Consider the following 24,923-nt stretch of genomic DNA (forward strand, 5'->3'; position numbering starts at 1 on the left):
TTAATAAATTATTGTGATAAATAGCAAAACAATATATAATAAGGAACGGTTGATACGATTTATCAATTGATACAGAATATCGATTAATGTGAAGTATTATAAAGTTACAAAAGGAGATTTTTATGGATAGATTTTATGAAATGGAAAGCTTTTGCATGGGAACAATAATAAGTCAGAAGGTTTACGGAGAAAATGCAAAAATAGCAGCAATTGAAGTTGAGGATGAAATGAAAAGATTAGAGAGACTTATGAGTTTCTTTTTAGAATCTAGCGAAGTGAGCAAGTTAAATAGAGCTGCTGGTCAATATGAAGTTAAGCTTAGTGATGAAGTTTTATTTGTATTAAATAAAGCGAAACATTATTCAGAGATTTGTAAAGGGAGCTTTGATATTACTATAGCTCCACTTGCTAGACTATGGGGAATCTTTACTAGTAGTGAAAAAATTCCTTTACAAGAAGAAATTAATGAAGCTTTAAAACTTACTGGGCATAATTACCTAAGTATAAATAATGAGTTGAAGACATCAAAACTTGAAAAATCAGGGCAATGCGTGGATTTGGGGGCTATTGCAAAAGGTTATGCTGCTGACAGAGCAATTGAAATATATAAACAATATGGAGTAGAATCGGCTTTTGTAAATCTTGGAGGCAACGTAGCAGTTCTTGGTAACAAGCCAAATGGAGATCCTTTTAGAGTTGGTATTCAAAACCCATTGCTTCAAAGAGGGCAATGTTTAGGAGCAGTGAATGCAGCAAATAGAACAGTTGTTACGTCTGGAGACTACGTAAGATATTTTGAAAAAGATAATAAAAAATATCACCATATTTTAGATCCTAGAACAGGTTATCCTGCAGAGTCTTCTTTAATGAGTACAACTATAGTATCAAAGGAGTCTATAGCTGCAGATGCACTGTCTACTGCTATATTCATATTAGGACTTGAGGATGGAATTAAGTTAATTGATAGCCAAGAAGATATGGAGGCTATATTTATAACTAAAGATAAAGAAATACATGTTACAAAAGGTTTAAAGGAAGATTTTACTTTCTTTAAAACTGAGGGTTTTACATTAGTGTAATCATAGAAGTTTCAGACATATTATTATTTTTCATGTGTCTAAAAAGAAATTTGGGATTGAAATAAGTTCGAATAAAAACTTTGGAGTGCAGTTAATTTTAAAATTTAACTGCTGATAATCTTTTATAAAAATATTTAATGCAACTTATATAATTGTATTTTTATATTAGAAAGTCAGCTAAGAGACTCAAAAAGTTTTCGAGAAAAAAGATATTGAAAATCATTATCAACTATGGTATTGTTTTGTAGTAAAGTTTTTATATCTTAATCTTATAAATAATTTACATAAAATTTTTATATTAAGACGAAAAGATAAAAAGGTTTTAATGGCATTATTTTAATACATTACTTTTAAGTAAATCAATGAAATTGATAGCTTAAACACATATTTTATTATTTAGGAGGTCATTTATGCTTAGTAAGAAAAGCAAATTATTAATATCATTATTGGTTGTGGGGAGCAGCGTGTTTACAGGCTGTGCAAATTTCAATTCAGCCGAAAAATCATCAACTGCAAAACCGACTTTTGCAGCTTGGGAGAAAAAAGAAAATGTTTGGCCAGAGTGGGCAGAGCCAAGTGCAGTAGATATAGATGAGGATGTGAAATATGCAACTTTCCAATTAAGATCTTCCATTGATCTTGAAAGTGCTCATGATAATATTAAACAGTTACGTTATTTAATTGAAAATACAAAATCATCAGAAGAGACTCCTTCATATTATTATTGGATGTATAACCTTGGGGATAGTCTTTTAAAAGTAGGTGAATATAAGTTAGCATACAACTATTTAACAAAAGTAATAGACTTACCAGCTGATACAGTTGTTAGTGAAACTAGAAAAGACGGTAAGATAGTAAAAAATACAAAGAAAGACTTAAATTTAGATAGTAATGCAAAAATTATGATTTTAAAAATATTAGCAGTTGAAGGATATGATGAAGAATTTAAGGCTAAGAATAAAGATATTGAATATGATAGCCCAACTGATGCCTCAACAATAGCATTTGCACTTGGAACTTTAGGTAATAAAGAAGAAGCATATAAGACCTTTGAATTTGCATCAAATCCAGATAACTTTAAGGAAAAGAGCAAATTAAAGACTGCAACTTCAAATGTAGGTTCTGCAGCTTATGCTTTTTCAAATGGAGATTATGATAAAGTCTTGCAACTAACAGATAGGATAAGTAAAGAAGGTGTTGATAGCAAAAATTCATCATATTTTGAAGGTTTTGAAGATAATAACGAGTATGCAATGAGACAATGGAAAGCATCTTTTGCTCAAATTCAAGCTTATAGAGAATTAGCAGAGAAAGCTAAAAGTGGACAAGTAGCTGATTTAAAAGATCTTAAGGACGGAGAATATGAAGGCAGTTCAATTAGTTTTATGCAAAGTCCTGTAAATGTTAAAGTTACAGTTAAGGATGGCAAAGTATCAAATGTAAAAGCTAATCAAGCAACTCCTCAAGATGATAGATCTAATGGAGCTTTTGATATTATTGCAGATAGAATTGTGGAAAAACAATCTACAGATGTTGATACTATTTCTGGTGCTACTTTATCAAGTGAAGCTGTTAGAATTGGTACTTTAGAAGCATTATTAAAAGCTAAATAATTAGAAAGTTGGAGAAATAACTTGAAAGTAAATGTAAAAAAAATCGGAATAAGAAAGATAATTCAATTAATAGCAGCACTCCCATTAACTATAATGCTTATAAATAATTTTAGCTATAGTGCTACTATACTAGTTATAATAGCGGCAATTTGTGGCTCCTTTTATTGCGGATATTTGTGTCCTTTTGGTTTACTACAAGAGTTATCTTCTGCAGTAGGAAAGAAGCTCAAAATAAAAAAGAAAACAATACCAGATAAACTTGATAAGATATTGAGATTGCTTAGATATGTATTATTTGTTTTAGTAACTTTTTTCTCTATAGGTTTTATAAGTTCTTTATTAAAATTTGATGCGAGATCTAATTTGTTCTTAATTCTAACGGGTAAACCAGCTAAAATTATTATGTTTGTAAGTATTTTAGGATTTGCCGCTTTGTCTTTATTTTATAATAAAATTTTCTGTAAATATTTTTGTATTCAAGGGGCAAAATATGGACTAGCTAGTTACTTGAGGTTGTTTACAATAAAAAGAGATGCAAACTCCTGCATTAATTGTAAGCGCTGCGATAAAGCATGTGATATGAATATCAAAATATCTACCTGCAATAAGACAGTTAACTCGCTTAATTGCATAAACTGCTTTGAATGTATTAAAAATTGTCCTAAAAAAAATACCCTTACATATGGGATGGTTGAAGGTAAAACACGTAATATAAAAATTGCCTGCTCTCTGGGTGTATTATTGGTGTTTTTTTGTATAAATCAATACAGGCAGCAGACTAACATAAAATCAGAAGAAGTAGTAGTAAAAGAAGAAACAACTGCACCAAAAAAAGGAGAAGTTGATAATTCTGTATATTATGTTGGTAACAGCGCTGGGTATAAGGGTAATATAAAAGTTAAGGTAGGAGTTAGTGATGGCAAGATTACTAAAGTATCTGTACTAGAGCAGCAGGATGACTGGGATTATTACAGTAAAGCCAAAAAGGGTGTAATAAATGAAATCCTAGAAAAGCAATCTACTGATATTGATGTTGTTTCAGGTGCCACATATTCATCTAAAGGTATAATAGGTGCAGTAAAAGATGCTCTTGAAAATAAAGTAGTAGCGGAATAATTTCTTATAAGTTAATAAAAAGATCATATTCTTATGTTTAGAAGATCAATAATTATATAGAATGTGGTAATGAATAGGATATCTAAATTAACGCTGGCAATAAGCAGTAAAAGCTTTTGTCAGCGTTATAATTTTATTTTACTATAATAATTTTTATTTATTTGATAGAAATGAAATGGAATACTCTTAGAAAATTAAGGAGAAAGTATAAAAATGATAACTCTTAGGCTACTGATGTTTAAAAGAATCTAATAGCATCTCAATTGTGAATTTAATAAATGCTTCATTGTCTAAACCAAAATGATTTGTGTAGGTATTACCTGATAAAGAAATCATCTGGAAGAAGCCTGTAACAACAAAAATTGAGGAAAGGGCAAGTGTAGATATTTCTAAATCAGAACGAATACTTCTATCAGTTTTTCCTTCATGAAACATCTTAATTAGTTCTTCAAACAAGCATTTATCTAAATCAGTAAATTTGTCACGATAAGGAATATTCATCCCTTCAGAATTTGATTTTATAACTCCACACGTATTTGTTAATTGCACCATTTCAGGAAAATTACCAAAATAATTATAATAAGCATAGTAAGATAAACGTATTTTTTCAAAGCCTGTAGTCCCTTTTTGGCTTTCACTTTTTATCATCTTAAAAAGATTCTTATAGCCTCGTAATGAAACTGCAAAGAATAAGTCTTCTTTGCATGTAAAATATCTGTAAATTGTCCTCTTAGTAAACTCACATTTTTTAGCTAGATTATCCATTGACACTTTTTCAAATCCATATTTACAAAATAGCTCTTCAGCTGCAGATACTATGATATTTTCACGTTCTAATCGTTCTTTCTCTTGTCTTGTTAATTCCTTCAAGAAACATCTCTCCCATCTATTGACAAAGAAATAGGTAAAAAAGTATACTGATGGTATATTAGTATACTGATAGTATACCAATTTGTATGGATTTTATCAAGCAATCAGAAGCAAATGGAAGGGCAAAATAAAGAAAAGATATCAGATTTTAAAATTTAAAAAATGGTAAGGAGGTTATTAGAATATGAAATCAGTTATAATTTATTATTTTTCAGGAACAGGTAATACGGAACTTGTTGCTAACATGGTTAAAGAAGGATTTACGAATTATAAATACAAAGTTAGTGTAGTGAAAATTGAAGATATTCTAAAGAAGAATCTTGAAATAGACGTTGAAAAATATGATTTGGTTGGAATTGGATGTCAGGTTATTGGATTTGGTATACCTAATATAGTATATAAGTTTATTAATAGTATGCCTAAAGTATTGCAAAAAAAGGTGTTTATTTTTAGAACGGCAGGTGGTGTGGCACCAATTAATTATAATTCCTCAAGACCAATAATAATAAAACTTTCGAAAAAAGGATATGAGGTTTTCTATGAGAGGATATTCTCTATAAGCAGCAATTGGATAGATAAATTTGATGAGATAATTATTAAAAAACTCTATGAGGCAACAACTAAAAAGGTAGCTATCATGTGTAAAGAAGTTATTAACGGTGAAAGTCGAATACTTAAAACAGGAATTGGCCTTAAGGTGATTATGATAGGAGTTATGTCAATAACTCGATGGATATTTCCTTTGATTGGAAAAGATTTAAGTGCTAATGAATCATGCGCTCATTGTGGACTTTGCATAAGGAATTGCCCAACTAGAAATATATATGAGAGTAATGGTAAAATTAAATTTAATTTTTCTTGCTGCAGTTGTATGCGATGTGTTTACTCTTGTCCTAAAACGGCTATTAACTATAGAGTTTTTACTTTTTTCCGTATATCAGATGGATATAACATAAAAAAAATTATTGGACAACCACTTAATGAAAGGAAAATAAATAGCAAAAAGGTTCCTAAATTTTATTATAATTATATTAGCAATGGCAAGATGTGACTTTAATAATTCAAGTGGACATCATGATATAGAGATAGTTAAATTTGATTAAAAGTGAATAACAGGCTGAAGTATACTTTACAATCAGTGTTACATGGTAATAAGCACGGATTCTAAATAGAAACAATCCAGAAGCACCACTGTATTCTAATATTCTTTACCATAAATATGGTGAAGAATATATATTCTTCAGAATATGCTTGAATAATGCGGGGGTGAAGGCCGCAACCTTAAGAAAACACAGATTTTTACGTTATTTAAAATAGGAGAACATGTTCTAATATCGGCAGAGAAAAGTTTTGAGAGTATAATAAATTTATGGAGCGTGTTTTTTAATGATTGAGGATGAAATAAAAATTGAATTGAAAAAGAGAGAAGCCTTTTGTAAAAAGCAAATTGCTTTAGATAATTAAAAGATTTGCCTATGATGATAGCATTGTCTGGGGAAATATTCATATAAGAAGCTTATTAAGTATAAAATATTAGAATACTATATCATATATAAAAAGGAATGACTATTTATGAAAATTTTAATAGCACCTATGGCAGCAATGGCGGAGACAAGTGGTCCTTTTTCAAGAGCAGCAGCTTTATATAATAAATTAATAGAAAGAAAACATGAAGTTGCATTTTGCGCAGCAGAAGATATAAATTATAAAAAAATAGAAAATGTAAAAAATTATTATGCGCCAACTCCATCACCATTTGGAATGCCTATGTCTTTGGGAAAAAGAATGTTTAAAATTGGACAATTACTTGGAATTCAACAGAAGAAAAAGGTTAATAGTTATGAACAGGTGCTTCATTTTGTTGGAGCAATTACATACAAGCATTTTTCAGAAGATGTGTCTTGTATAAGAAAGGCAATACTAGATTTTAAGCCGGATGTGGTATATGCCGAATTTAGAATTGCGGCTATTGTTGCTTCAAAACTTGAAAATATTAAAGTTGTTACAGGATTCAGTTATCCTGCTTCGAAGTATTTTGCCTCTAATCCTGAATATAGCACAGGAGTTAAAAGATTTATTCAAGAAAATAAACTACCTCCAATCGAATCGGCACTTGATATATTTAATTGGGCCGATCTAAAAATAGTTCCAAGCTCATATGAGTTAGAACCCATTAATGATGAAAATTTAGTTTTTACAGGTCCGTTTTTTGTACCTAATTTTAAATCAGAATATCATAATAAAAATAAAATTATAGCATACATGGGCAACGGGACAATTTTACCAAAGAAAGTTATATACACTTTAACGCAAGCATTTGAGCAAACTAATTTTCAAATATATATTGCAACAGAACAAGTGAAACCATATAAGAAAAATAATATTAATGTAGATAAAAGATTTGATTTTAGTAAACTTATGCCAGAAGCCATAGCTTATATAAACCATGGTGGTCAAAATAGTATTATGACGGGTTTAATATATGGCGTACCTCAAATTGTATGCCCTGGAAATATATTTGAGAGAAAGTATAATGCAGCTTCAATATCTAATTTGAAGGCAGGTGTCTCATTAGAAACAAATATTTTTAATGCAGAAACGATTAAGAAAATAGTCAATGAATTTAGTACAAATAATATATATGCAGATAATTCTAAGAAAGCAGGAGAAAAATTATTAAATCTAGGAGGGACAAGTAAAGCAGTACAGGCTATAGAAAATATAATATAATTAACAATATTTTTAAGTATTAGTATAGCAAAATGAAAGATATAATTATTTGGCTGATTGCGTCTGGTATCATATTATTATAAAAAATTATGCAATTTTAATCTGATTTTAATCTTTCTTATATTTTAGATTAATTTTCTCTAAGTATTATATAAACATGATAAGTCAATACAAAGTTTTGGAGGATGATTAATATGGAAAGAAATGAAATGATTAAAATTTTAATGGAAAAGACTAAAGTAAGTTATAAGGAAGCAGAAGAAGTGTTGCAAGAATGTGACTTTGATCTTTTAGATGCTATAACTTATTTAGAAAGACAAGGAAAAGTTGAAAATGATGGAGCCAATACAATTATAGAAGTGGCTATAGATAATAATGAAGAAAATAAAAAAGAAAATGAGGAAAATCATAAAAAGAAAAGTGGAGGCATTGGAGAAATTATTGGTAGAATGTTTAAGTTTATAGGGAAGGTTATAAGCAAAGGAAATGAAAACTATTTTGAAATGAAAAAGGAAAATAAAAAGCCAATAAGGATATCACTTACGATAGCAGCGTTATTGTTAATAATCGGGTTTTGGCCTGTTTCAGTATTATTATTAGTTGGTTTATTTTTTGGATATAAATATTCAATAGCAGGTCCTGATATTAATACTGATAAGGTTAATGATATTTTGGATAAAGCTTCAGAATCAGCAGATAATATAAAAAGTGATTTTAAAGAAAGCTATAAAGGATAGGAGTAGTCTAATAGTACAGCACTAGAGGTTTTGAAATTATTCGAAGCCTCTAATTTTGTGTATATAAAAGCATTAGATTAAATGGTATAATTTATGCGATAGCTAGCATCCGTAACACTCCCCTTTATTCCAATTGGAGATAACGGCTGCACGCTACTGTACTAGGTGCCCCTTGTGGGTATAAGTTCAACTAAATTCAGCTGGAGTATACTCCGCCTGAAAAGTTTCAATTTATCAGATAGCCATGGATATGGAGGGTTAATATGGAAGATTATAAGCTTGTAGAAAAATTAAAAAACGAAGCTAATATAAGTTATGAAGAAGCAAAAATTGCGCTAGAAAAGTCAAACTGGGACATTTTAGATGCGTTTGTTTATTTAGAAGAAATGGGTAAAGTTCAAAAGCCTTCTGTTAATATCTTTTATACTAATGAATATAAGGAAACTCATAAAAATGGCGTGATAATTAATAATAAGGATCAAGGGAATAATTATAATAATTCAAAAAAGGATAATAGATTTGAAGGGGTTTTTGTAAAAGTATGCAAAATAGTAGATATATGCAATAATATTTTCTTTGAGATAAAGAAAGAGAATAAGATATTTCTTAGGATTCCAGTCACAGTGATTATAGTATTATTAATATTTGCGTTTTGGGCAGTTATACCTTTATATATAGTAGGTCTTTTCTTTGATTTTGAGTTTTCAATATCAGGAAATAGGGTAGAAATAAATAAGATTAATCATGTACTTAAGGAAATATCAGAAAATATTAAAAAGATAAAAGGTAAATTAAAGAGGGGATTTAAAAATGGTTAAAATTTTAATTGTTGAGGATGATGAGAAGCTTGCAAGATTTGTGGAGTTAGAATTGTTACATGAAGGATATGAAATCTTAAAAGCTGATAATGGAAGATTAGGACTTGAAATAGCTGAGAAGGGTGAAGCAGATTTAGTACTTCTTGATATAATGATTCCACAAATAAATGGATTAGAAGTATTACGTAGAATTAGGAAAAGTTCAGATTTGCCTGTTATAATGCTTACTGCAAGGGATGCTGTTATGGATAAGGTATCTGGACTTGATGCAGGAGCAGATGATTATATAACAAAACCTTTTGCAATAGAAGAGTTATTAGCAAGAATAAGAACAGCGCTTAAAAGAAGAACTGTTATTGAAAAAAGAGATACAGATATAATAAGCTGCGGATTATTGTCTTTAGATAAGATGAGACATAAGGTAACGTATGATAATAAAGAAATAGAATTAACAAACAGAGAGTTTACTTTACTAAAAATTTTATTGGAAAATAAGAACATAGTATTAACTAGAGATATACTAATGGAAAAAGTATGTGGCTATGATTATATTGGAGAAACTAATGTAATAGATGTTTATATAAGATTTTTAAGAACTAAAATAGATGATGCATTTAAAACAAAGATAATAACCACAGTACGTGGAGTAGGATACGTTATAAAAGATGAATAAGGTTAGTAAATCAAAAAATGTTATATCTATTACAATAAAATTGAATTCTATTTTTGTAAGAAAGCTATTTTCAAAGTTTCTTTGGATTGATATATTTTTAATACTCTTTCTTATCGGATATTGGTGTATTGATTTGGAAGTTAATTTCTATGGAGAATTTCTGTTAAATGCCAAAAGAACATTTATCTTTTTTCCCATAGAAAGTTCCACATATACAGTAGTTTTTGATAACGGTAAAACTATGATTAAAGATGCAAGCAGTTATTTATATATAATTCAAAGAGTAGCTCAATCTATAGCTGTTATAGAGGGAATATTCTTATTGAAAGAAATCATCTTTGGGACAATGAAAATTAGAAGGGCGCTAAAACCACTTGATGAAATAGCTCAAACTGCAAGCAGACTTAGTAATATGACCTTTGATGAAGAGAAGTTCCAAAATCTTGAAGAGGCTATCTCTAAAATTAGCCCTGTAACCTCTGATGAAAGAATATATACAGGGGATAGTGAGCTTCATGGATTAGAGGAGGCAATAAATAATCTTTTGGAAAGAATGAGAGATTCTTATAAACAACAAGCAAGGTTTGTTTCTGATGCATCTCATGAACTCAGGACTCCAATTTCAGTAATTCAAGGTTATGCTAATATGCTGGATCGATGGGGAAAAAATGATGCAAGTGTATTAAATGAGTCTATTGAAGCCATTAAAACTGAATCTGAAAATATGAAAAATCTAGTAGAACAGCTGCTATTTTTAGCTCGAGGGATTAATGGTAAAACACAGATTAACCCTAAAGAGTTTTTACTAAATGATATGATGAATGAAGTACTTGAAGAGTCGAAGATGATAGATGAAAAGCACATATATAAATACTACAGTTCAGAAGAAATAATAGTTCAAGGTGATATTAGTTTACTTAAGCAGGCAGCTAGAATATTAATTGAAAATGCAGCTAAGTATACTGAAGAAAATGAAGTTATAATGCTAAAAACAGGAATAAATGAAAAAGGGGAACCTTATTTTTCAATTCAGGATAATGGTATAGGAATGGATGAAAAGGACATACCACATATATTTGAGCGATTCTTTAGAGCAGATACAGCAAGAGTTAGAAAGAATGGTGGTACTGGGTTAGGGTTATCTATAGCAAAATGGATTGTTGATGGACATAAAGGATATTTCTCTGTACTAAGCAGAAAAGGCATTGGTACTAGGATAACAATATTTTTACCTAGCAGCTCGATAAATTTTTAACTGAAAGTATAAGTGAAGAAGGATACAGAAGAAGATATTTTAAAAATAAATCTATATAATAATATTTAAATTAAAATACTATTAACCATAATATATACGTTGCCAAAATAATTCTTCGTCATAATTATGATAATATTACAAGAATTTTAGCTATAATTGTAGATTTTGAGATGTGCTTTGTGAATTGCAATATATATGAAAACAGACAATTGAGTATTTACAAAATATGTTATAATTGGTTTATAGCATATTTTTAGGAGGATATTAATGTGAAAGTTTTATTAATCTGTTCATCTATACATCATGGCAATACGGAAAAAATAGCAAGGGTAATTGGCGAATCTATAAATGCTGATATAATAGAAACAAGAAATTTAAAGATAAATACATTAAATGAATATGATCTAATAGGTTTTGGTTCTGGAATATATTATGGGAAGTTACATAAAAATATTCTTGAGTTAATTGAAAAGTTACCAACTTTGTCTAATAAAAAAGCATTTGTTTTTTCTACGAGTGGACAGGGTAAAGCTAAATATAATGATTTTGTTGAACAAAAGCTAAAAGAAAAAGGGTTTAATGTTGTTGGTAGTTTTGCATGCAAGGGTTATGATACTTTTGGACCATTTAAATTAATTGGTGGAATCGCTAAAGGCAGACCAAATGATAAGGATTTTCAAAATGCAAAAGATTTTGCTAAAAAACTTATATCTTTATAATATTTTATCATTATTTACAAGCAAAAATAAATAACAGATTGAAATATCGCATTTAGAAAATGTGGTATTTTTTTTCTGCAGCTTTAAAGTGGGACAATGCGAGTAGGATTATTATATTTATTATAAAGGATTAAGAGATTTATAGACAATTATTTATAGGAATGGTAAAATTTAATATATTATTAATATTTATTAAGTTTTAGGGGATATAGGAGAGAAATATGAAAAAATTAAAATTAACAAAAGTAATAGCTATTACATTAGTAGCAGCTTCAGTATTGGCATTAAATCCGATAGGAGCAAATGCAGAATGGAAACAGGATGCAAAAGGCTGGTGGTATACAGAAGCAAACTCATGGGCTGAAGGTTTCAGAGTAATAGATGGGTATTTATATTTTTTTGATTCACAAGGCTATATGGATCATGGTAAGCCAAATGATTTTGGAGATAAAGTTGGATTAAATGATGATGGTCAATTTACAAATGTCACAATAAATGGAGCATGGGCTTTTTGCAAATTATCAGGTGAAATAGTAGCATATCTAGGTTCTGACAGCAATGTAGTAATTCCAGATAAAATTGATAATGTTGCAGTAACAGGTATAGGTAATAAGGCATTTTATAAACACAATAACATTAAAAATATAATTATTCCCAATAGTGTGACAAATATAGAAGACTCTGCATTTTATGGCTGTGCAAATTTGGCAAGCTTAAATATTCCAGCAAGCGTTCAATCTATAGGGGAAAAAGCATTAATAGGTTGTAGTAGCTTAGCAAATATATCTGTAGATGATAATAATATAAGTTATAAAAGTGTTGATGGAGTGTTATATAGTAAAAACGGAACTAATATACTATGTTATCCTGCTGCAAAAGTAGATAAAAATTATACAATTTCAAATGGTGTAATAATTATAGGAAATAGTGCGTTCAGTAAATGTACAAATCTAACAAGCATAGAAATTCCTGATAGTGTAAAAACCATAGATTACAGAGCATTTGAAGGGTGTACAGGCTTAACAGAGATAAAAATTCCTGACAGTGTAACAAGTATAGTAAATAGTGCATTTATCGGATGTTCAAACTTAACAAGTGCAAACATTCCAAGTGGTTTGACATCTATAGAACCCAGTATATTTGCAAGCTGCACTAACTTAACAAGCATGACAATTCCTAGCAGTGTAACCCAAATAGGAATGAGTGCATTTGGTGGATGTAAAAATACCAACTTTTATGTAAAGAGTGAAGCAATGAAACAACTTTTACGTAGATCTGGTGTAAATCAAAATAAGATTGTAGTAAGCGTTTAGTCATAAACAATAATTAAATAAATAATTTTATAGAGTGGTTTAAAAGCTGCTCTATTTTTATAAGCAAAATTTTTATTTCACATATAGATAAACAGTATATAACCTAGACTTGTGCAATAATCCACCGAAAGTAAAAACATTGTTATTTCACAGGACTATGAAAATTTCGCTGAAAGTGCTAAATTGTAGGTTGCACCACTAGTGCTTGCTCCCAATTTAATTGTGACAAGCATTAGTTGAACAACCTACAATTAAGAGCTTTTAACAGCTCATTTTCAATGCCTGCTGCATAAAAATGTTTCTACTTTCTAGTATGGTATTTATTGCAAAGTATAAATAAAATTCTTTATCTATATAGAGTATTTATGAGGTAAGGTATAAAATGCTATTTAAAAATTTCGAAGTGTGGTATTTACAAGATATGTTATAATAAGTGAAAGAAAAAATAGTGATTTGTGGAGGAGAAAGACGATGGTTAGGGTTGCTACTATAGATGATATTTTGGAAATAGAAAAGATATATAATGAGATTCTGGATTATGAAGAACAAACAGTGTCTTATACAAATTGGCAAAAGGGGCTTTATCCAACAGTTGATTATGCAAGGAGTGTTATTGATAATAATACAATGTTTGTTGGTGAAGACGAAGACGGAATATATGGATGCGTAGTACTTAATGGTATTCAACCCAAAGAATATGACAATATTTCGTGGGTTACTAAGGCAGAATCAAGCGAAATTATGGTCATTCATACTTTGTGTATTCGACCTTCTGCAAGTGGAAAAGGTAAAGCAAAAATAATGATGGAATTCATTGAAAAATACGCAAAAGAGAAAGGATATAAAGCTATTCGCCTTGATACTTATGAAGGCAATATTCCGGCTGCAACGCTATATCCTAAGATTGGATATCTTTATGTAGGTACAACAAAATTTCATTTTCAAAATGTAATATGGGAAGATTTGAAGTGTTTTGAAAAATCATTATAGGGCTGACTAGAGATTGATTAAGCAAAGGTGGGGATTTCTATTTTTCCAGATTTTATTAAGCATTATGATTTAATACGTTCAATACTTCGGGACGTTTTTTTATACGGATGTTTTTCAAAAGGTGACTTAGAAAGTAAAAATCATGGGAGCTCACGAAAAGTTAGTTATGAGATGCGCCGAATTAAACAATATATAGAGAAGGATTTTATTAAGATAGATAAAGATGGCAAGAATAAACTTTTAAGTTTAAGCTATGATGATATATCAAATACGAAAAACTTTTTAGTCAATACATATTTAAGCAAGAGTTTTACTAAAGCTGATATTATCTTATATTATTATTTGCTTTTAATTTTAAATTATAAAAATAAACCAATGGCCTTTTCAGATATTGAAAATGAGCTGGTAAGTGAAGAATTGATTGATTATGAAAATATAAGTAGTAAAACTATAGAAAGAAAGCTTAATGAATTAGCAAATTCTATGGAAATCGTATCAGTTAAGAAAAATGGACGAGTTAAAGAGTATTACATTTCAGAGGATATACTAAAAGAACTTGATAATGAAGAAATTCTAAAGCTTTATAATATAGTGGATTTATATAAAAATATTATTTTTCCTAATGTAAGTGGGCATTATTTTTTTGATACACTAAGGGATTATTTAGAATTTGAACGAAATGTAATACCAAAGGATAAGAATTGTTTCCAATATAAAAATCTGCATTTTCATCCTGTAATTGAAGAAGAATTGATTTTAAAAGTTATGAGAGCAATTGAAAATAGGAATGAGATAAGATTTAAAAATGATTGCAAAGCCACTCGTGTCAAGATGTATGATAATGAAGTGATTAGGCCTTTTAAGCTTAGATACGATGTTGAATGTGGAAGGTTCTACGTCTTTTCGTTTACTAGCACTGGAAGATGTATTAGTGCTAGGCTTGATAGGAAAGATGATATTGAGGTTTTAAAAACAAGATTTAATTATGAGGAATATGATGAAAAGTATAAATTAGCTATGGAAAAAAGTTTTTCAAGTGTGCCTCATAACACTGATACTCCATACGAAGAAGTTGAATTTGAAGTTAATATTGATTCTTTAAATGAATATTATATAGTTGAAAAGATAAAAGGGGAGCTTGGGGATTGCACTTTTGAGAAGATAAGTGATACTAAATATTTATTTAAAAAGATAGTAAATGATTCTTGTGAAATGATTCCGTGGATTAGAAAATATGGTGGCTATTTAAAGGTTATTTCACCTAGATATCTTCATAAGAAAATAAAAAAGGATTGGGAGGATATGCTAAATAATTATGGAGTTATTTCATGAATATAAAAATAAATATTTTCATTTAGTGTTTAGAATTTTAAATCTAGCAAAAAATGGACTTTATAAAGATGAAATTATAAGGCTTATTGAAGACGAGGAGTACGATGAAAAAGTAATAGGAAAAGACTTTAAAACTTTTGAAGGAATGATTTTAAATCAATATGGTAAAGAGGATAATTTCAATTTTTTAAAAGAAAGAGAAGGAAAATATTATAGTATTTTAAATAGTGAAGATAGTATACCTCTTAAAGTCAGATTTTCAAAGCTAGAAAAATCCTGGCTTAATGGAATGATTAAGGAACCAGTGGTACAAGCTTTACTTGGAAAAGAAACCTTAAAAAAATTAGAAACAGCTTTGACAGATATGAAAGAAAAGGGAAGTAATCAAATAATAGAATTTACAAATAAAGTACAAAATGGCTTTGATATTGATTTAGAAAAATTAAGTAAGGATTTCTATACTATTTTGGAAGGTATAATTAATGAGAAGCCTATATTATATTCTAATGTAGATAAAAACGGCAATGAATATAATAACCAATTAGCAATTCCAATTAGAATTGAGTATTCATTAAAAGATGATAAATTTAGAGCATCCCTATATTCTTTAGATGAGAAACGATCTATATTAGTTAATTTACATACCTTAAAGGAAGTTAAAATAGCCAATAATGTAGATTCGAATATAAAAAGAAAAGATGTTCTTAAGAAATTAAAGGAAAAGAAATACTCAGAAGTTCCAATTACAATTGAACTTGAAGATATCAGGGGAGCTATGGAAAGGTGTTTTATGAGTTTTTCTTCATTTGAAAGAAATTCTAGAACCATTTCAAAAAATAAATATGAAATAGATATTTATTGTTATACATTTGAAGAAGATGAGGTTATAAGGAAAATAATGTCCTTAGGTCCATATGTTAAAGTAAAGGCGCCTAATAGGGTTAGAGAGATTATTATTGATAAGATTAAAAGAGCATTTATGTATGAAACAACTTAAGGTATGGAAAATATAAATAAGTTATCTTAATTATATATAATCAAGAAATAGAGCTGGAAGTTAAAAAGACTTCGGGCTCTTTTGTTTTACAGTATATATGCTACTTAAGTGTATTTAGAGTATTTTATTGAGACAGGCATTTGACATTTTATTGGTACTAATGGATTATAATTCAAAAGATGCAAAGTTTTTGTCTGTAAGAAAATTATAGAAATAATATAATAAGTATTGTAGTCGAGAGGACAAAGCAATAAGGAAGTGAATATTTAAGTTACTTCGTTTTAAATATAGGTGTCACTGGTTCGATTCCAGTCTCATAATTCTTAAAAAAGTTGTGAGTAGCTCAGCAGGTAGAGCACTAATAGATTATACTTAAATAACTTTTCTCCTTATTAAATTGTTGTATTGATGAAAAAATATGGCAGTGTATATTTAAGTTACTTCGTTTTAGGGGTGGTAATATTGGTTCGAATCCAATTGCATATTTTAATATGTATAGTAGAAGGGATAACACACCACCAGAATACTTAAATAGCTTTTTTCTCCATATTAAATTAAGGGAAGTGCATGAAGGTGTTACTTCGGAGTAAAGATAATTGCAATAAAAGCAATGAACACTTTTAGGTTTTCTCCCTTATTGTTTTAAATTTTTTCTTCACAAGTAGGACGCAAAGGATATTAATCAATTTAATTAAAATTGATTTAACATGATGATAAGAGTATTAGTATGGTGCAACTCCATAAGTCATCTGAAAAATATAACTTCATCATTGAAAGGAGCAAATTAAAATGTCAAAATTTAATTTTTTTAGAAACACAACAGTAAATACAGTAAATAAGGAAGGCCATGTGGCTTTTAAAATGGAACTGAAGGAAAAATTAATAACTGAAGTTTTAACAAGTTTCTTTAATGAAGGAAAGTTTTATGGAGATAATTCTTTAGAAATAGTTAACGATTTAAGAAATGTTATTAAGATAGATCCGAAATTTGTAGCAAATTTGGCCATATATGCTAGAAAAGAAATTCATTTAAGAAGTATATCTCATGTTATGGCTGCAGAGCTTGCTCATGATGTGCAGGGAAAGAAGTATGTTAGAAGAGTTTTAAGTGAAATAGTTGAAAGAGTAGATGATATGGCGGAAATTTTAAGTTATTACTTAAATGTATATGGTAAACCAATTCCAAATTCACTGAAGAAAGGTTTAGGTGATTCTTTCATAAGATTTGATGAGTATTCTCTTGCAAAATACAATAGAGCAAAGGAGATTAAACTTAAGGACATAGTAAATTTAGTTCATCCAAGACCAAGTACAGGTAAGCAAAGCGATATGTTTAAGAGATTACTTGAGGATAACCTAGAAACACCATTTACATGGGAAACAATGCTTTCAAGTGAGGGCAATAACAAGAATACTTGGGAAAAATTAATTGATAGCAATAAGCTTGGTTATATGGCTATACTTCGTAATTTGAGAAACATCATTAAAGCTGAACCAGATAATATAGAAAAGGTATATGAAATTTTAGAAAATGAGAATAGAGTTAAAAATAGCAAGCAGCTACCTTTTAGATATTATTCAGCATTTAATGTACTATCAAATGAAGGCCTTGGAACATCAAAAATTTATGATGTATTGGAAAATGCAATTAGATTGTCTACAAAAAATATAGGTAGATTAAGCGGTAAGACTTTTATATCTACTGATGTATCAGGTTCTATGAGAAGTACGCTAAGTAGAAAAAGTGATACTACTTGTGCTGAAATAGGTACTGTTCTTATGGCGATTGCAAATAGCATTTGTGATGAAGCTATAACAAGTACTTTTGATACAAGATTTAAAATAACTCCTTTTGCAGCTACAAATGGAATTATAGCTAATGCAAATTCTATAAGTGTTACAGGCGGAGGGACAAATCTTTCATTGCCAATATATCATTTGTTAGATAATAAAATTTATGTTGATAGAATAATAATTCTATCAGACAACGAAATAAATTATGGATATGCTAGAGTATGCCAAGATTTGATAAATCAATATAGAAAGCAAGTAAATCCTAATGTCTGGGTACATGCAATTGACCTTTTAGGTTATGGTACACAGCAATTTAAAGGAGACAAAGTAAATATAATTGCAGGATGGAATGAAAAAATACTAGAATTCATACCAAATGTAGAAAACGGTCTTAGCAATATAAAGGACAAGATTGAAGAGTATTATTTTAAGGAAAAATTAGAATCAATTATATAGACAAAAATAGTAAGGGGAAGTGTATATTTAAGTTACTTCGATGTTAACGATAGATGTCACCGGTTCGAACCCGGTCTTATAATTTGGAAAGATTATAAGTAGCTCAGGTGGTAGAGCACTAAATACTTAAATAGTTTTTCTCCCCTTATTTAAATTTTGGATTTAAGGATGGGTAATTCATATGAAAAATATTTATGTTCTTGAAGGAAAAAATATATATGATTTAGATTCATTTTTTAATGAATTTGCTAAAGCGGTAAATGCACCTAATGGATATTTTGGAAGAGACTTAATGCAATTTGATGATTGTCTTTTTGGCGGATTTGGATTAGAAGCACCATGCGAAATTATTTGGAAGGAATCTAATTTGTCAAAAGAAAAATTAGATTGCAATATGCTTAGAGAATATTATGAAATAGAGAGAATTAATTGTGAAAAAGGATTAGTCAATGAACTGAAGGAATTGCATGAAGGTGGTAGAAAAGATGCAAAAGAAGATGAATGCTTTTTTTACGATATGTTAAATATATCAAAGTACATGATTGAAAAAGCCGAAAATGGAGAAATGACTATGTTTGATGAAATAGTAGAAACAATTAAAAGTGTTACAAATAGAGCACGTTTAGGATGGATAGTAGATTTAAAGTTAGAATAAATTTTGAAGGAAGTGAGGATTTAGTGAGTGGACATTTGTTGGGTTGCACATCACTAAAGATAATTCATGTTAGAAGTTAAAGGAAAATATAATACTGCAAAAGTATTTACAGATAATATAGAAATAGAAGCAATTGAACAATTAAAAGAATTATGTAATCAGCCTTTTGTAGAGGGCTGTAAGGTTAGAATAATGCCTGATACACATAAAGGGGCAAGTTGTGTTATTGGATTTACAGCTGATTTGGGTGATAAAGTCATTCCTAATATTGTAGGAGTTGATATTGGATGCGGGATGTTAACTGTAAATTTAGGAATAGTAGATGTTGATTTAGAAAAGCTAGATGAGATTATCCATAAATATATTCCATCAGGAATGAATGTCCATGAAGGAAGAGTTGTTAGATTTCCAGAATTACAAAATTTAAAATGTTATAGGAGCTTGAAAAATACTAAAAGAATTGAGCGAAGTATCGGCACTTTAGGTGGAGGAAATCACTTTATTGAAATAAATGAAAGTGCTGATGGCATAAAGTATCTTGTGATTCACTCAGGAAGCAGAAATTTAGGAACACAAGTGGCTAGCATTTATCAAAATCTTGCAATAGATTTATGCAGTGGTAAAGGTGATTACTTTGTTAAAAGAGAAAAAATAATTAGTGAATATAAAGCTGATGGGCGTAGAAAAGAAATCCAGAAAGCTTTAAAAGATTTAGAAGCACTATATAATGACTTGATGCCAAGTTACCCAAAAGAGTTGTGCTTTTTAAGTGGAGATTATAGGAAGGATTATCTACATGATATGAATATCTGCCAAGAATATGCTGTCTTAAATAGAAACACAATGGCAGATATAATTTTGAAAAAGATGTTTGGAAAAGGCTTTGATGAATTTGAAGCATTTTCTACTACTCATAATTATATAAATTTCAAAGACAATATAATTAGAAAAGGAAGTATTTCAGCCTATGAAGGAGAAAAAGTATTAATTCCCCTTAATATGAGAGATGGAAGCATAATTGCAATAGGGAAAGGTAATCCAGATTGGAATTACTCAGCACCACATGGGGCAGGCCGTATTATGAGCAGGACTAAAGCTAAGGAAAAAGTCAATTTGGAAGAATTTAAGGCTTCAATGGAAGGGATTTTTACAACTTCAGTTACAGAAGCGACAATTGATGAAGCCCCAATGGTATATAAGCCTAAGGAAGAAATACTTGAAAATATTTCTGAGACTGTTGATATTATTGAAATAATCAAACCAATTTATAATTTTAAAGCTCAGGGTTAGGAAAGCGAAAATTAATATATTGAGTAGGTGAAGTGAGTGTTAGATAAATTTGTTTCAGGTTTTCCTGAATATTTAGAAAAGTATGTAAAGAATGTATTAAATATAATCGAATCAAAAGAACCTTATTATAATTCTTTTCCTATACTACAAAATTGCTTTGCAGATATCAGTTTAGACGGAGAAAAGCTTCAAATTCCATATCGTTTTTATAATAAAGAATTATTAGAAGATGTTGTAGAAGAATTAACAGAAACTGAGCAAATTATTTTGCATTGTATTTATTCTAGAAATAATAATGGATTTATAAGACAAAAGCATATTGAATCAATTTTTTCATTCAATGAAATTCCTAAGTGGGTACTTCCATATATTATAAAGCTTTGTGATGAATATGTGATGGAGATAATTGAATGTATCAATGATAATATTACAAAAATTTCTAAAGAGCAAATAGCTGAATTTGTTAATGAAAATAAAAGTTTTATTGCTTTGGGTTATGCACGTATGGGAAGTTACTGGGGGTGCTATTATAAAGGAATTAAATTTAAAAAATATGTAGGATACAAATTTTATAGAAATGCATTGGGATATAATAAGACTTTTTTATATACAAAATGAGGAAGGGGGCGAAACTAGATTCATGGAGAAAATAATACAAGCTCAATTAAGAGATATAGAAGAAAAAAATAATGTAAAAATACTATATGCAATAGAGTCAGGGAGTCGAGGCTGGGGATTTGAATCTAAGGATAGTGATTTTGATGTGAGATTTATTTATATACATCCAGTTAAATGGTATTTAAGTGTATTTGAAGGCCCTGATATTATTGAAATACCTGTAGATGAGGTGTTAGATGTTAATGGATGGGATCTTCGAAAAGCTTTAAAACTAATGTACAGGTCAAATGCATCTTTATTAGAATGGCTATCATCGCCAATTACCTACAGGCAAAATCAAGAGCTTGTAAAAGAATTAAGACAGGTGGCAGAAAAGTACTTTTCACCAATATCAGTCAAATACCATTATATAAATATTGCAAAGAAAAGCTTTGATGGATTGGAAGGCTTAAATAATGTTAACATCAAAAAGCTTTTTTTATGTTATTAGGCCAATTTTATCATGTATGTGGATAGAGAATTTCAATACAATTCCACCTATGAATTTACAAGCAATGATGAAAGAAGTTAAAATGGATGACAAAGTCAAGACGATAATAGAAGAACTTGTTACTATCAAAGCTGATAGGATAGAGTCAGACACGATAAAACAACCTACAGAATTAATGGAATTCTTAAGAGACAAGCTAGAATATTATTATAGTTATGCAAAAAATATTAAAACTGAAAAAGAAAGAGATTCTAGTATCCTAAATGAATTTTTCCATAAGACTATTAAAGAATATAGTGGTGATATAGAATGAATAAAGTAACAAAGGAAATTTTAAATAAAGAGGAATATAAATTTATACATTCAAATGAAAACTTAGGAGAAAACATAATATACTTAACACTTTCAGGGTCAATTGGATATGGTACTAATATAGATAATAGTGATGTAGATTTACGAGGAATTACAATTGAAAGAAAAGAAAATATATATGGGTTTCAAAGTTTTGAACAATTTGAAGATACAGCAACTGATACTGTTATATATGGACTTAGGAAATTTGTTTCATTAGCATTAAAGGGAAATCCTAATATTCTTGAATTATTAGGTACTAAGGATGAGCATATTATATATATGAATAAATATGGTGAGGCATTACGTAAAAATAGAGAGCTGTTCTTATCAAAAAGAGTTATACACACTTTTGGTAATTATGCTACTGCACAATTAAGAAGACTGCAAAATGCCTTGGCAAGGGATGAGTATCCGAAGGAAGAAAAGGAGAAACATATACTTAATACAATAAATAATCAAATGAATCATTTTTCATCTAATTACACAGAGTTTCCAAAGGGTAGCATAAAATTATACATTGATAAATCTGATAAAAATGAAATAGAAACAGAGATATTAATGGACATTCATATAGATAAATATTCTTTAAGAGATTTTAAAAGTATATACTCAGAAATGAGTAATATTGTTCACGATTATGATAAGCTTAATCATAGGAATAGAAAAAAAGATGATGGGAAGCTTTTAAAACATGCTATGCACTTAATAAGGCTCCTAATCATGGGAACAGAAATATTAAAAACTCATGAAATCAACACCTATCGAGAGAAAGAACATGATTTATTAATGGATATCAGAAAAGGCAAGTATAGTTATGATGAATTGTTTAAGTTAGTCGAGTTATATGATTTTAATTTTAAAGAAGCATCAGTTAATACTACATTGCCTAAAGAACCTGATGAGAGGCAAGTTGAAGAATTATTGATTTCTTTGTATGAGAGATATTATAATGGTACAAGAAAAATTATTAAGTAGATTAGTTGGTTTAAATCAGTAAAATGGATTTAGCTAGAATGAGTATATAGATTAGTTTGAAAGGTTATGATACTTGTTTATAGTGATTTAGAGAGGATTTATAGTTTTATGTAATTTGATTTTAATATTGATCCTGTTCAGTTAAAACAAATTTATAGGAATAGTGTTATTAGAAAGGTAAAAGATGGACATAGCTATATAGAGAAGATTATTTTAATATTGAACTTATGAAAAGTATTTAAAATTAAAAATAGATGTTTATGGTTGTTAATTTAAAAAATATAAAAAGCCAACAGTATATTTAGGAGGTAAAATTCTATGGAAAAATACACAAGAAAAGAATTGGTAGATGCACTAAAAGTTGTATCGTCAACTATTAATAATTGTGAAAAAGCGCAGCTAAAATTTGCAGAAGGCACCTCACAACACACACTTCTTAAAAATAGACTAAAAGCTCTATATGTTTCAAAAGCATTAATAATAGGTGAAGATACCATGGATATATATACAAAAGAAGAATTGATAGAAGCACTAACTCCTGTATCTTCAATTATCAGCAAATGTGAAAAAGCTAAACTAAAATTTGAGGAAGGTACATCTCATCACACTCGCCTTAAGAATATCATAAATGCAATGTATATTTCGAAATCGTTAATAGCAGATGAAATTAATAAAAGAGATAGCAAGATTTGATATTATTTTTATATGGTGGAGTGATCTGTAAAGCTTACATAACAAATAAAAATGTTTTTTGAATTAACTAATGTGTTACCTTAAATTGTGTTATAATAGGAATATATTTACAAGGGTGAATGTCAAATAGAACGTATAAAGACATAATGTTAGGGGAGAAATAAATACATGAAATATATAAACAATTGCAAAACAGTAGACAAACTGAAAAATATAATTTTAATAGCAATTATTTTCATTAGTTTTTTTATTATTTCATCTAATGTACAAGCAGCAACTCTTACAAGTGATCAAACATCAAATTCTAAAATCGGATGGACAATTGATGGGAAGAAGATTAAATCAGGTAGCTTATCGACAGACTATAATACTGAACAAGTTTTAAATGATATAAATAAGTTTCAATTGAATACCTTAAATATACCTGTAATGATAGATGTTGATAATATTTCTTCGAGTAATATGATAGTCGATAAAATAAGTGAAGAAAAGGCAATTAATTTAATTAAACAATTAAAGAATACAAATGGAAATATAAATGTAATATTAGAGCCATATCCTTGGATAGAGCAGGGGACAAAGGCTGAAACTGAATGGAAACCTAATAACATGAATGCTTTCTTTTTAAATTGGAAGACTAATGTATTAAAGACATTAATAACTGATATTGCAGTGCCATATAATGTAACAGCCCTAAACATAGGAAGTAATCTAGTTAATATGGAATCAGAAGAAAACAATTGGTGTGATACGATAGATTATGTTAGAACATATTATAAAGGATTGGTAACATATAGAACAAATAAATGGGATACTGCTTCATGGTCTCCTGACAGTATTACTGCATATAATAGCAAGTTAAATAATAAGTTATTTTCAAAAGTAGATTTTATTTCTATAGCAGCTTATTTTGAACTTACAAATAAGCCTACAAATACAGTTGAAAATCTTACAAGCGCAATAGAAAATTCACAGATAGATTTTAGCGGACAAGTTAGACACCAAAATATAAAACAAGAAATAAAAAACTTCTATGATAAATGGAATAAGCCTATTTTCTTTGGAGAACTTGGCTTTCCTAAATTCGATTACGCATCATATGAGCCTTGGAATTGGAATCCATATAAAAATAATAATATTAATAACGTTGAGCAAGCTAATTGTTTTGAAGCCTATAGAAGAGAGTTTCAAGACGAACCTTGGTTTTTAGGATTTTCCATATTTGCAGTTGGTGAACAAAGCAATGACAAACATTATTATCCAAGTCAAGAAAGTACAGAAGTTATAAAAAAATGGTATAGCAATGGACAATAAATTATTGTATACAGTTATACAAATAAATAGTAAATTGAAGTA

At 29.0% G+C, this 24,923-nt stretch carries 24 protein-coding genes; 23 read left to right on the plus strand and 1 reads right to left on the minus strand.

What is annotated here, in order from left to right:
* Window positions 1-122: 122 nt before the first annotated feature.
* The 3 genes from L3B96_RS14535 (at window position 123) to L3B96_RS14545 (ending at window position 3,808) form a co-directional block, all read left to right on the plus strand.
* Window positions 123-1,079 (plus strand): FAD:protein FMN transferase, encoded by a 957-nt coding sequence (locus tag L3B96_RS14535; RefSeq protein ID WP_238861563.1) that lies wholly within the window; start codon window positions 123-125, stop codon window positions 1,077-1,079.
* Window positions 1,080-1,489: 410 nt separating this feature from the next.
* The gene (locus tag L3B96_RS14540; RefSeq protein WP_238861566.1) at window positions 1,490-2,692 is read left to right on the plus strand and encodes an FMN-binding protein; all 1,203 of its coding nucleotides are present in this window, start codon (window positions 1,490-1,492) and stop codon (window positions 2,690-2,692) included.
* Between the two features lie 21 nt (window positions 2,693-2,713).
* Window positions 2,714-3,808: an FMN-binding protein gene (locus L3B96_RS14545; protein WP_238861569.1), complete on the plus strand. Its 1,095-nt coding sequence runs from the start codon at window positions 2,714-2,716 to the stop codon at window positions 3,806-3,808.
* A 228-nt stretch (window positions 3,809-4,036) separates the two neighbouring features.
* Here the strand turns inward: L3B96_RS14545 and L3B96_RS14550 are convergent, their stop codons facing one another.
* On the minus strand, window positions 4,037-4,678 hold the full coding sequence (locus tag L3B96_RS14550) for a TetR/AcrR family transcriptional regulator (RefSeq protein ID WP_077855135.1): 642 nt from the start codon (window positions 4,676-4,678) through the stop codon (window positions 4,037-4,039).
* A gap of 184 nt (window positions 4,679-4,862) precedes the next feature.
* Here L3B96_RS14550 and L3B96_RS14555 point away from each other — a divergent pair, with 184 nt between their 5' ends.
* The 20 genes from L3B96_RS14555 (at window position 4,863) to L3B96_RS14650 (ending at window position 24,881) form a co-directional block, all read left to right on the plus strand.
* Entirely contained in the window at window positions 4,863-5,729 is an 867-nt protein-coding gene (locus L3B96_RS14555; RefSeq protein WP_238861572.1) for an EFR1 family ferrodoxin, read from the plus strand.
* Between the two features lie 521 nt (window positions 5,730-6,250).
* Complete coding sequence (locus L3B96_RS14560; RefSeq protein ID WP_238861573.1) at window positions 6,251-7,408, plus strand: nucleotide disphospho-sugar-binding domain-containing protein; 1,158 nt, start codon at window positions 6,251-6,253, stop codon at window positions 7,406-7,408.
* A 194-nt stretch (window positions 7,409-7,602) separates the two neighbouring features.
* Entirely contained in the window at window positions 7,603-8,145 is a 543-nt protein-coding gene (locus tag L3B96_RS14565) for a DUF4342 domain-containing protein (protein WP_238861575.1), read from the plus strand.
* 263 nt (window positions 8,146-8,408) lie between these two features.
* Window positions 8,409-8,963 carry a ubiquitin gene (locus tag L3B96_RS14570; protein WP_238861577.1) on the plus strand — a complete coding sequence of 185 codons (555 nt, stop codon included), beginning with the start codon at window positions 8,409-8,411 and terminating at the stop codon, window positions 8,961-8,963.
* Window positions 8,956-9,636: a response regulator transcription factor gene (locus tag L3B96_RS14575; RefSeq protein ID WP_238861579.1), complete on the plus strand. Its 681-nt coding sequence runs from the start codon at window positions 8,956-8,958 to the stop codon at window positions 9,634-9,636. The genes L3B96_RS14570 and L3B96_RS14575 overlap by 8 nt, the downstream gene beginning before the upstream one ends.
* Entirely contained in the window at window positions 9,629-10,891 is a 1,263-nt protein-coding gene (locus L3B96_RS14580; RefSeq protein WP_238861582.1) for a HAMP domain-containing sensor histidine kinase, read from the plus strand. Before L3B96_RS14575 ends, L3B96_RS14580 begins: the two co-directional genes overlap by 8 nt.
* Window positions 10,892-11,160: 269 nt before the next feature.
* A complete protein-coding gene (locus L3B96_RS14585; RefSeq protein WP_238861584.1) occupies window positions 11,161-11,610 on the plus strand; it encodes a flavodoxin family protein in 450 nt (149 codons plus the stop codon).
* Window positions 11,611-11,831: 221 nt separating this feature from the next.
* Window positions 11,832-12,923: a leucine-rich repeat domain-containing protein gene (locus L3B96_RS14590; protein ID WP_238861586.1), complete on the plus strand. Its 1,092-nt coding sequence runs from the start codon at window positions 11,832-11,834 to the stop codon at window positions 12,921-12,923.
* A 471-nt stretch (window positions 12,924-13,394) separates the two neighbouring features.
* Complete coding sequence (locus tag L3B96_RS14595; protein WP_238861588.1) at window positions 13,395-13,913, plus strand: GNAT family N-acetyltransferase; 519 nt, start codon at window positions 13,395-13,397, stop codon at window positions 13,911-13,913.
* Between the two features lie 27 nt (window positions 13,914-13,940).
* Window positions 13,941-15,245 (plus strand): WYL domain-containing protein, encoded by a 1,305-nt coding sequence (locus L3B96_RS14600; protein ID WP_238861589.1) that lies wholly within the window; start codon window positions 13,941-13,943, stop codon window positions 15,243-15,245.
* Window positions 15,229-16,242, plus strand: coding sequence for a WYL domain-containing protein (locus L3B96_RS14605; RefSeq protein WP_238861591.1), 1,014 nt, complete (start codon window positions 15,229-15,231; stop codon window positions 16,240-16,242). The genes L3B96_RS14600 and L3B96_RS14605 overlap by 17 nt, the downstream gene beginning before the upstream one ends.
* 789 nt (window positions 16,243-17,031) lie before the next feature.
* Window positions 17,032-18,492 carry a TROVE domain-containing protein gene (locus L3B96_RS14610; RefSeq protein ID WP_105411217.1) on the plus strand — a complete coding sequence of 487 codons (1,461 nt, stop codon included), beginning with the start codon at window positions 17,032-17,034 and terminating at the stop codon, window positions 18,490-18,492.
* Between the two features lie 181 nt (window positions 18,493-18,673).
* Window positions 18,674-19,147 (plus strand): barstar family protein, encoded by a 474-nt coding sequence (locus L3B96_RS14615; RefSeq protein ID WP_105411216.1) that lies wholly within the window; start codon window positions 18,674-18,676, stop codon window positions 19,145-19,147.
* A 66-nt stretch (window positions 19,148-19,213) separates the two neighbouring features.
* The gene (locus L3B96_RS14620) at window positions 19,214-20,437 is read left to right on the plus strand and encodes an RtcB family protein (protein ID WP_238861593.1); all 1,224 of its coding nucleotides are present in this window, start codon (window positions 19,214-19,216) and stop codon (window positions 20,435-20,437) included.
* Window positions 20,438-20,473: 36 nt separating this feature from the next.
* Window positions 20,474-21,055 carry a hypothetical protein gene (locus L3B96_RS14625; RefSeq protein ID WP_238861595.1) on the plus strand — a complete coding sequence of 194 codons (582 nt, stop codon included), beginning with the start codon at window positions 20,474-20,476 and terminating at the stop codon, window positions 21,053-21,055.
* A 22-nt stretch (window positions 21,056-21,077) separates the two neighbouring features.
* A complete protein-coding gene (locus tag L3B96_RS14630; RefSeq protein ID WP_238861597.1) occupies window positions 21,078-21,545 on the plus strand; it encodes a nucleotidyltransferase domain-containing protein in 468 nt (155 codons plus the stop codon).
* On the plus strand, window positions 21,511-21,858 hold the full coding sequence (locus L3B96_RS14635; protein WP_238861599.1) for a nucleotidyltransferase domain-containing protein: 348 nt from the start codon (window positions 21,511-21,513) through the stop codon (window positions 21,856-21,858). The genes L3B96_RS14630 and L3B96_RS14635 overlap by 35 nt, the downstream gene beginning before the upstream one ends.
* Window positions 21,855-22,874: a nucleotidyltransferase domain-containing protein gene (locus tag L3B96_RS14640; RefSeq protein WP_238861601.1), complete on the plus strand. Its 1,020-nt coding sequence runs from the start codon at window positions 21,855-21,857 to the stop codon at window positions 22,872-22,874. The genes L3B96_RS14635 and L3B96_RS14640 overlap by 4 nt, the downstream gene beginning before the upstream one ends.
* 318 nt (window positions 22,875-23,192) lie before the next feature.
* The gene (locus L3B96_RS14645; protein WP_238861602.1) at window positions 23,193-23,567 is read left to right on the plus strand and encodes a hypothetical protein; all 375 of its coding nucleotides are present in this window, start codon (window positions 23,193-23,195) and stop codon (window positions 23,565-23,567) included.
* A gap of 168 nt (window positions 23,568-23,735) precedes the next feature.
* Window positions 23,736-24,881, plus strand: coding sequence for a hydrolase (locus tag L3B96_RS14650; protein WP_238861604.1), 1,146 nt, complete (start codon window positions 23,736-23,738; stop codon window positions 24,879-24,881).
* Window positions 24,882-24,923: the final 42 nt, after the last annotated feature.

It is taken from the genome of Clostridium sp. YIM B02569, assembly GCF_022320765.1.
Lineage (GTDB): Bacteria > Bacillota > Clostridia > Clostridiales > Clostridiaceae > Clostridium > Clostridium beijerinckii.

What these genes read in the sequence shown, in the direction of transcription:
- L3B96_RS14555 (WP_238861572.1), top strand. Translation starts at nt 4,863, where the DNA reads ATGAAATCAGTTATAATTTATTATTTTTCAGGAACAGGTAATACGGAA.
- L3B96_RS14560 (WP_238861573.1), top strand. Translation starts at nt 6,251, where the DNA reads ATGAAAATTTTAATAGCACCTATGGCAGCAATGGCGGAGACAAGTGGT.
- L3B96_RS14580 (WP_238861582.1), top strand. Translation starts at nt 9,629, where the DNA reads ATGAATAAGGTTAGTAAATCAAAAAATGTTATATCTATTACAATAAAA.
- L3B96_RS14630 (WP_238861597.1), top strand. Translation starts at nt 21,078, where the DNA reads ATGGAGAAAATAATACAAGCTCAATTAAGAGATATAGAAGAAAAAAAT.
- L3B96_RS14620 (WP_238861593.1), top strand. Translation starts at nt 19,214, where the DNA reads ATGTTAGAAGTTAAAGGAAAATATAATACTGCAAAAGTATTTACAGAT.
- L3B96_RS14535 (WP_238861563.1), top strand. Translation starts at nt 123, where the DNA reads ATGGATAGATTTTATGAAATGGAAAGCTTTTGCATGGGAACAATAATA.
- L3B96_RS14590 (WP_238861586.1), top strand. Translation starts at nt 11,832, where the DNA reads ATGAAAAAATTAAAATTAACAAAAGTAATAGCTATTACATTAGTAGCA.
- L3B96_RS14595 (WP_238861588.1), top strand. Translation starts at nt 13,395, where the DNA reads ATGGTTAGGGTTGCTACTATAGATGATATTTTGGAAATAGAAAAGATA.
- L3B96_RS14615 (WP_105411216.1), top strand. Translation starts at nt 18,674, where the DNA reads ATGAAAAATATTTATGTTCTTGAAGGAAAAAATATATATGATTTAGAT.
- L3B96_RS14645 (WP_238861602.1), top strand. Translation starts at nt 23,193, where the DNA reads ATGGAAAAATACACAAGAAAAGAATTGGTAGATGCACTAAAAGTTGTA.
- L3B96_RS14575 (WP_238861579.1), top strand. Translation starts at nt 8,956, where the DNA reads ATGGTTAAAATTTTAATTGTTGAGGATGATGAGAAGCTTGCAAGATTT.
- L3B96_RS14650 (WP_238861604.1), top strand. Translation starts at nt 23,736, where the DNA reads ATGAAATATATAAACAATTGCAAAACAGTAGACAAACTGAAAAATATA.
- L3B96_RS14640 (WP_238861601.1), top strand. Translation starts at nt 21,855, where the DNA reads ATGAATAAAGTAACAAAGGAAATTTTAAATAAAGAGGAATATAAATTT.
- L3B96_RS14565 (WP_238861575.1), top strand. Translation starts at nt 7,603, where the DNA reads ATGGAAAGAAATGAAATGATTAAAATTTTAATGGAAAAGACTAAAGTA.
- L3B96_RS14610 (WP_105411217.1), top strand. Translation starts at nt 17,032, where the DNA reads ATGTCAAAATTTAATTTTTTTAGAAACACAACAGTAAATACAGTAAAT.
- L3B96_RS14540 (WP_238861566.1), top strand. Translation starts at nt 1,490, where the DNA reads ATGCTTAGTAAGAAAAGCAAATTATTAATATCATTATTGGTTGTGGGG.
- L3B96_RS14635 (WP_238861599.1), top strand. Translation starts at nt 21,511, where the DNA reads ATGTTAACATCAAAAAGCTTTTTTTATGTTATTAGGCCAATTTTATCA.
- L3B96_RS14605 (WP_238861591.1), top strand. Translation starts at nt 15,229, where the DNA reads ATGGAGTTATTTCATGAATATAAAAATAAATATTTTCATTTAGTGTTT.
- L3B96_RS14570 (WP_238861577.1), top strand. Translation starts at nt 8,409, where the DNA reads ATGGAAGATTATAAGCTTGTAGAAAAATTAAAAAACGAAGCTAATATA.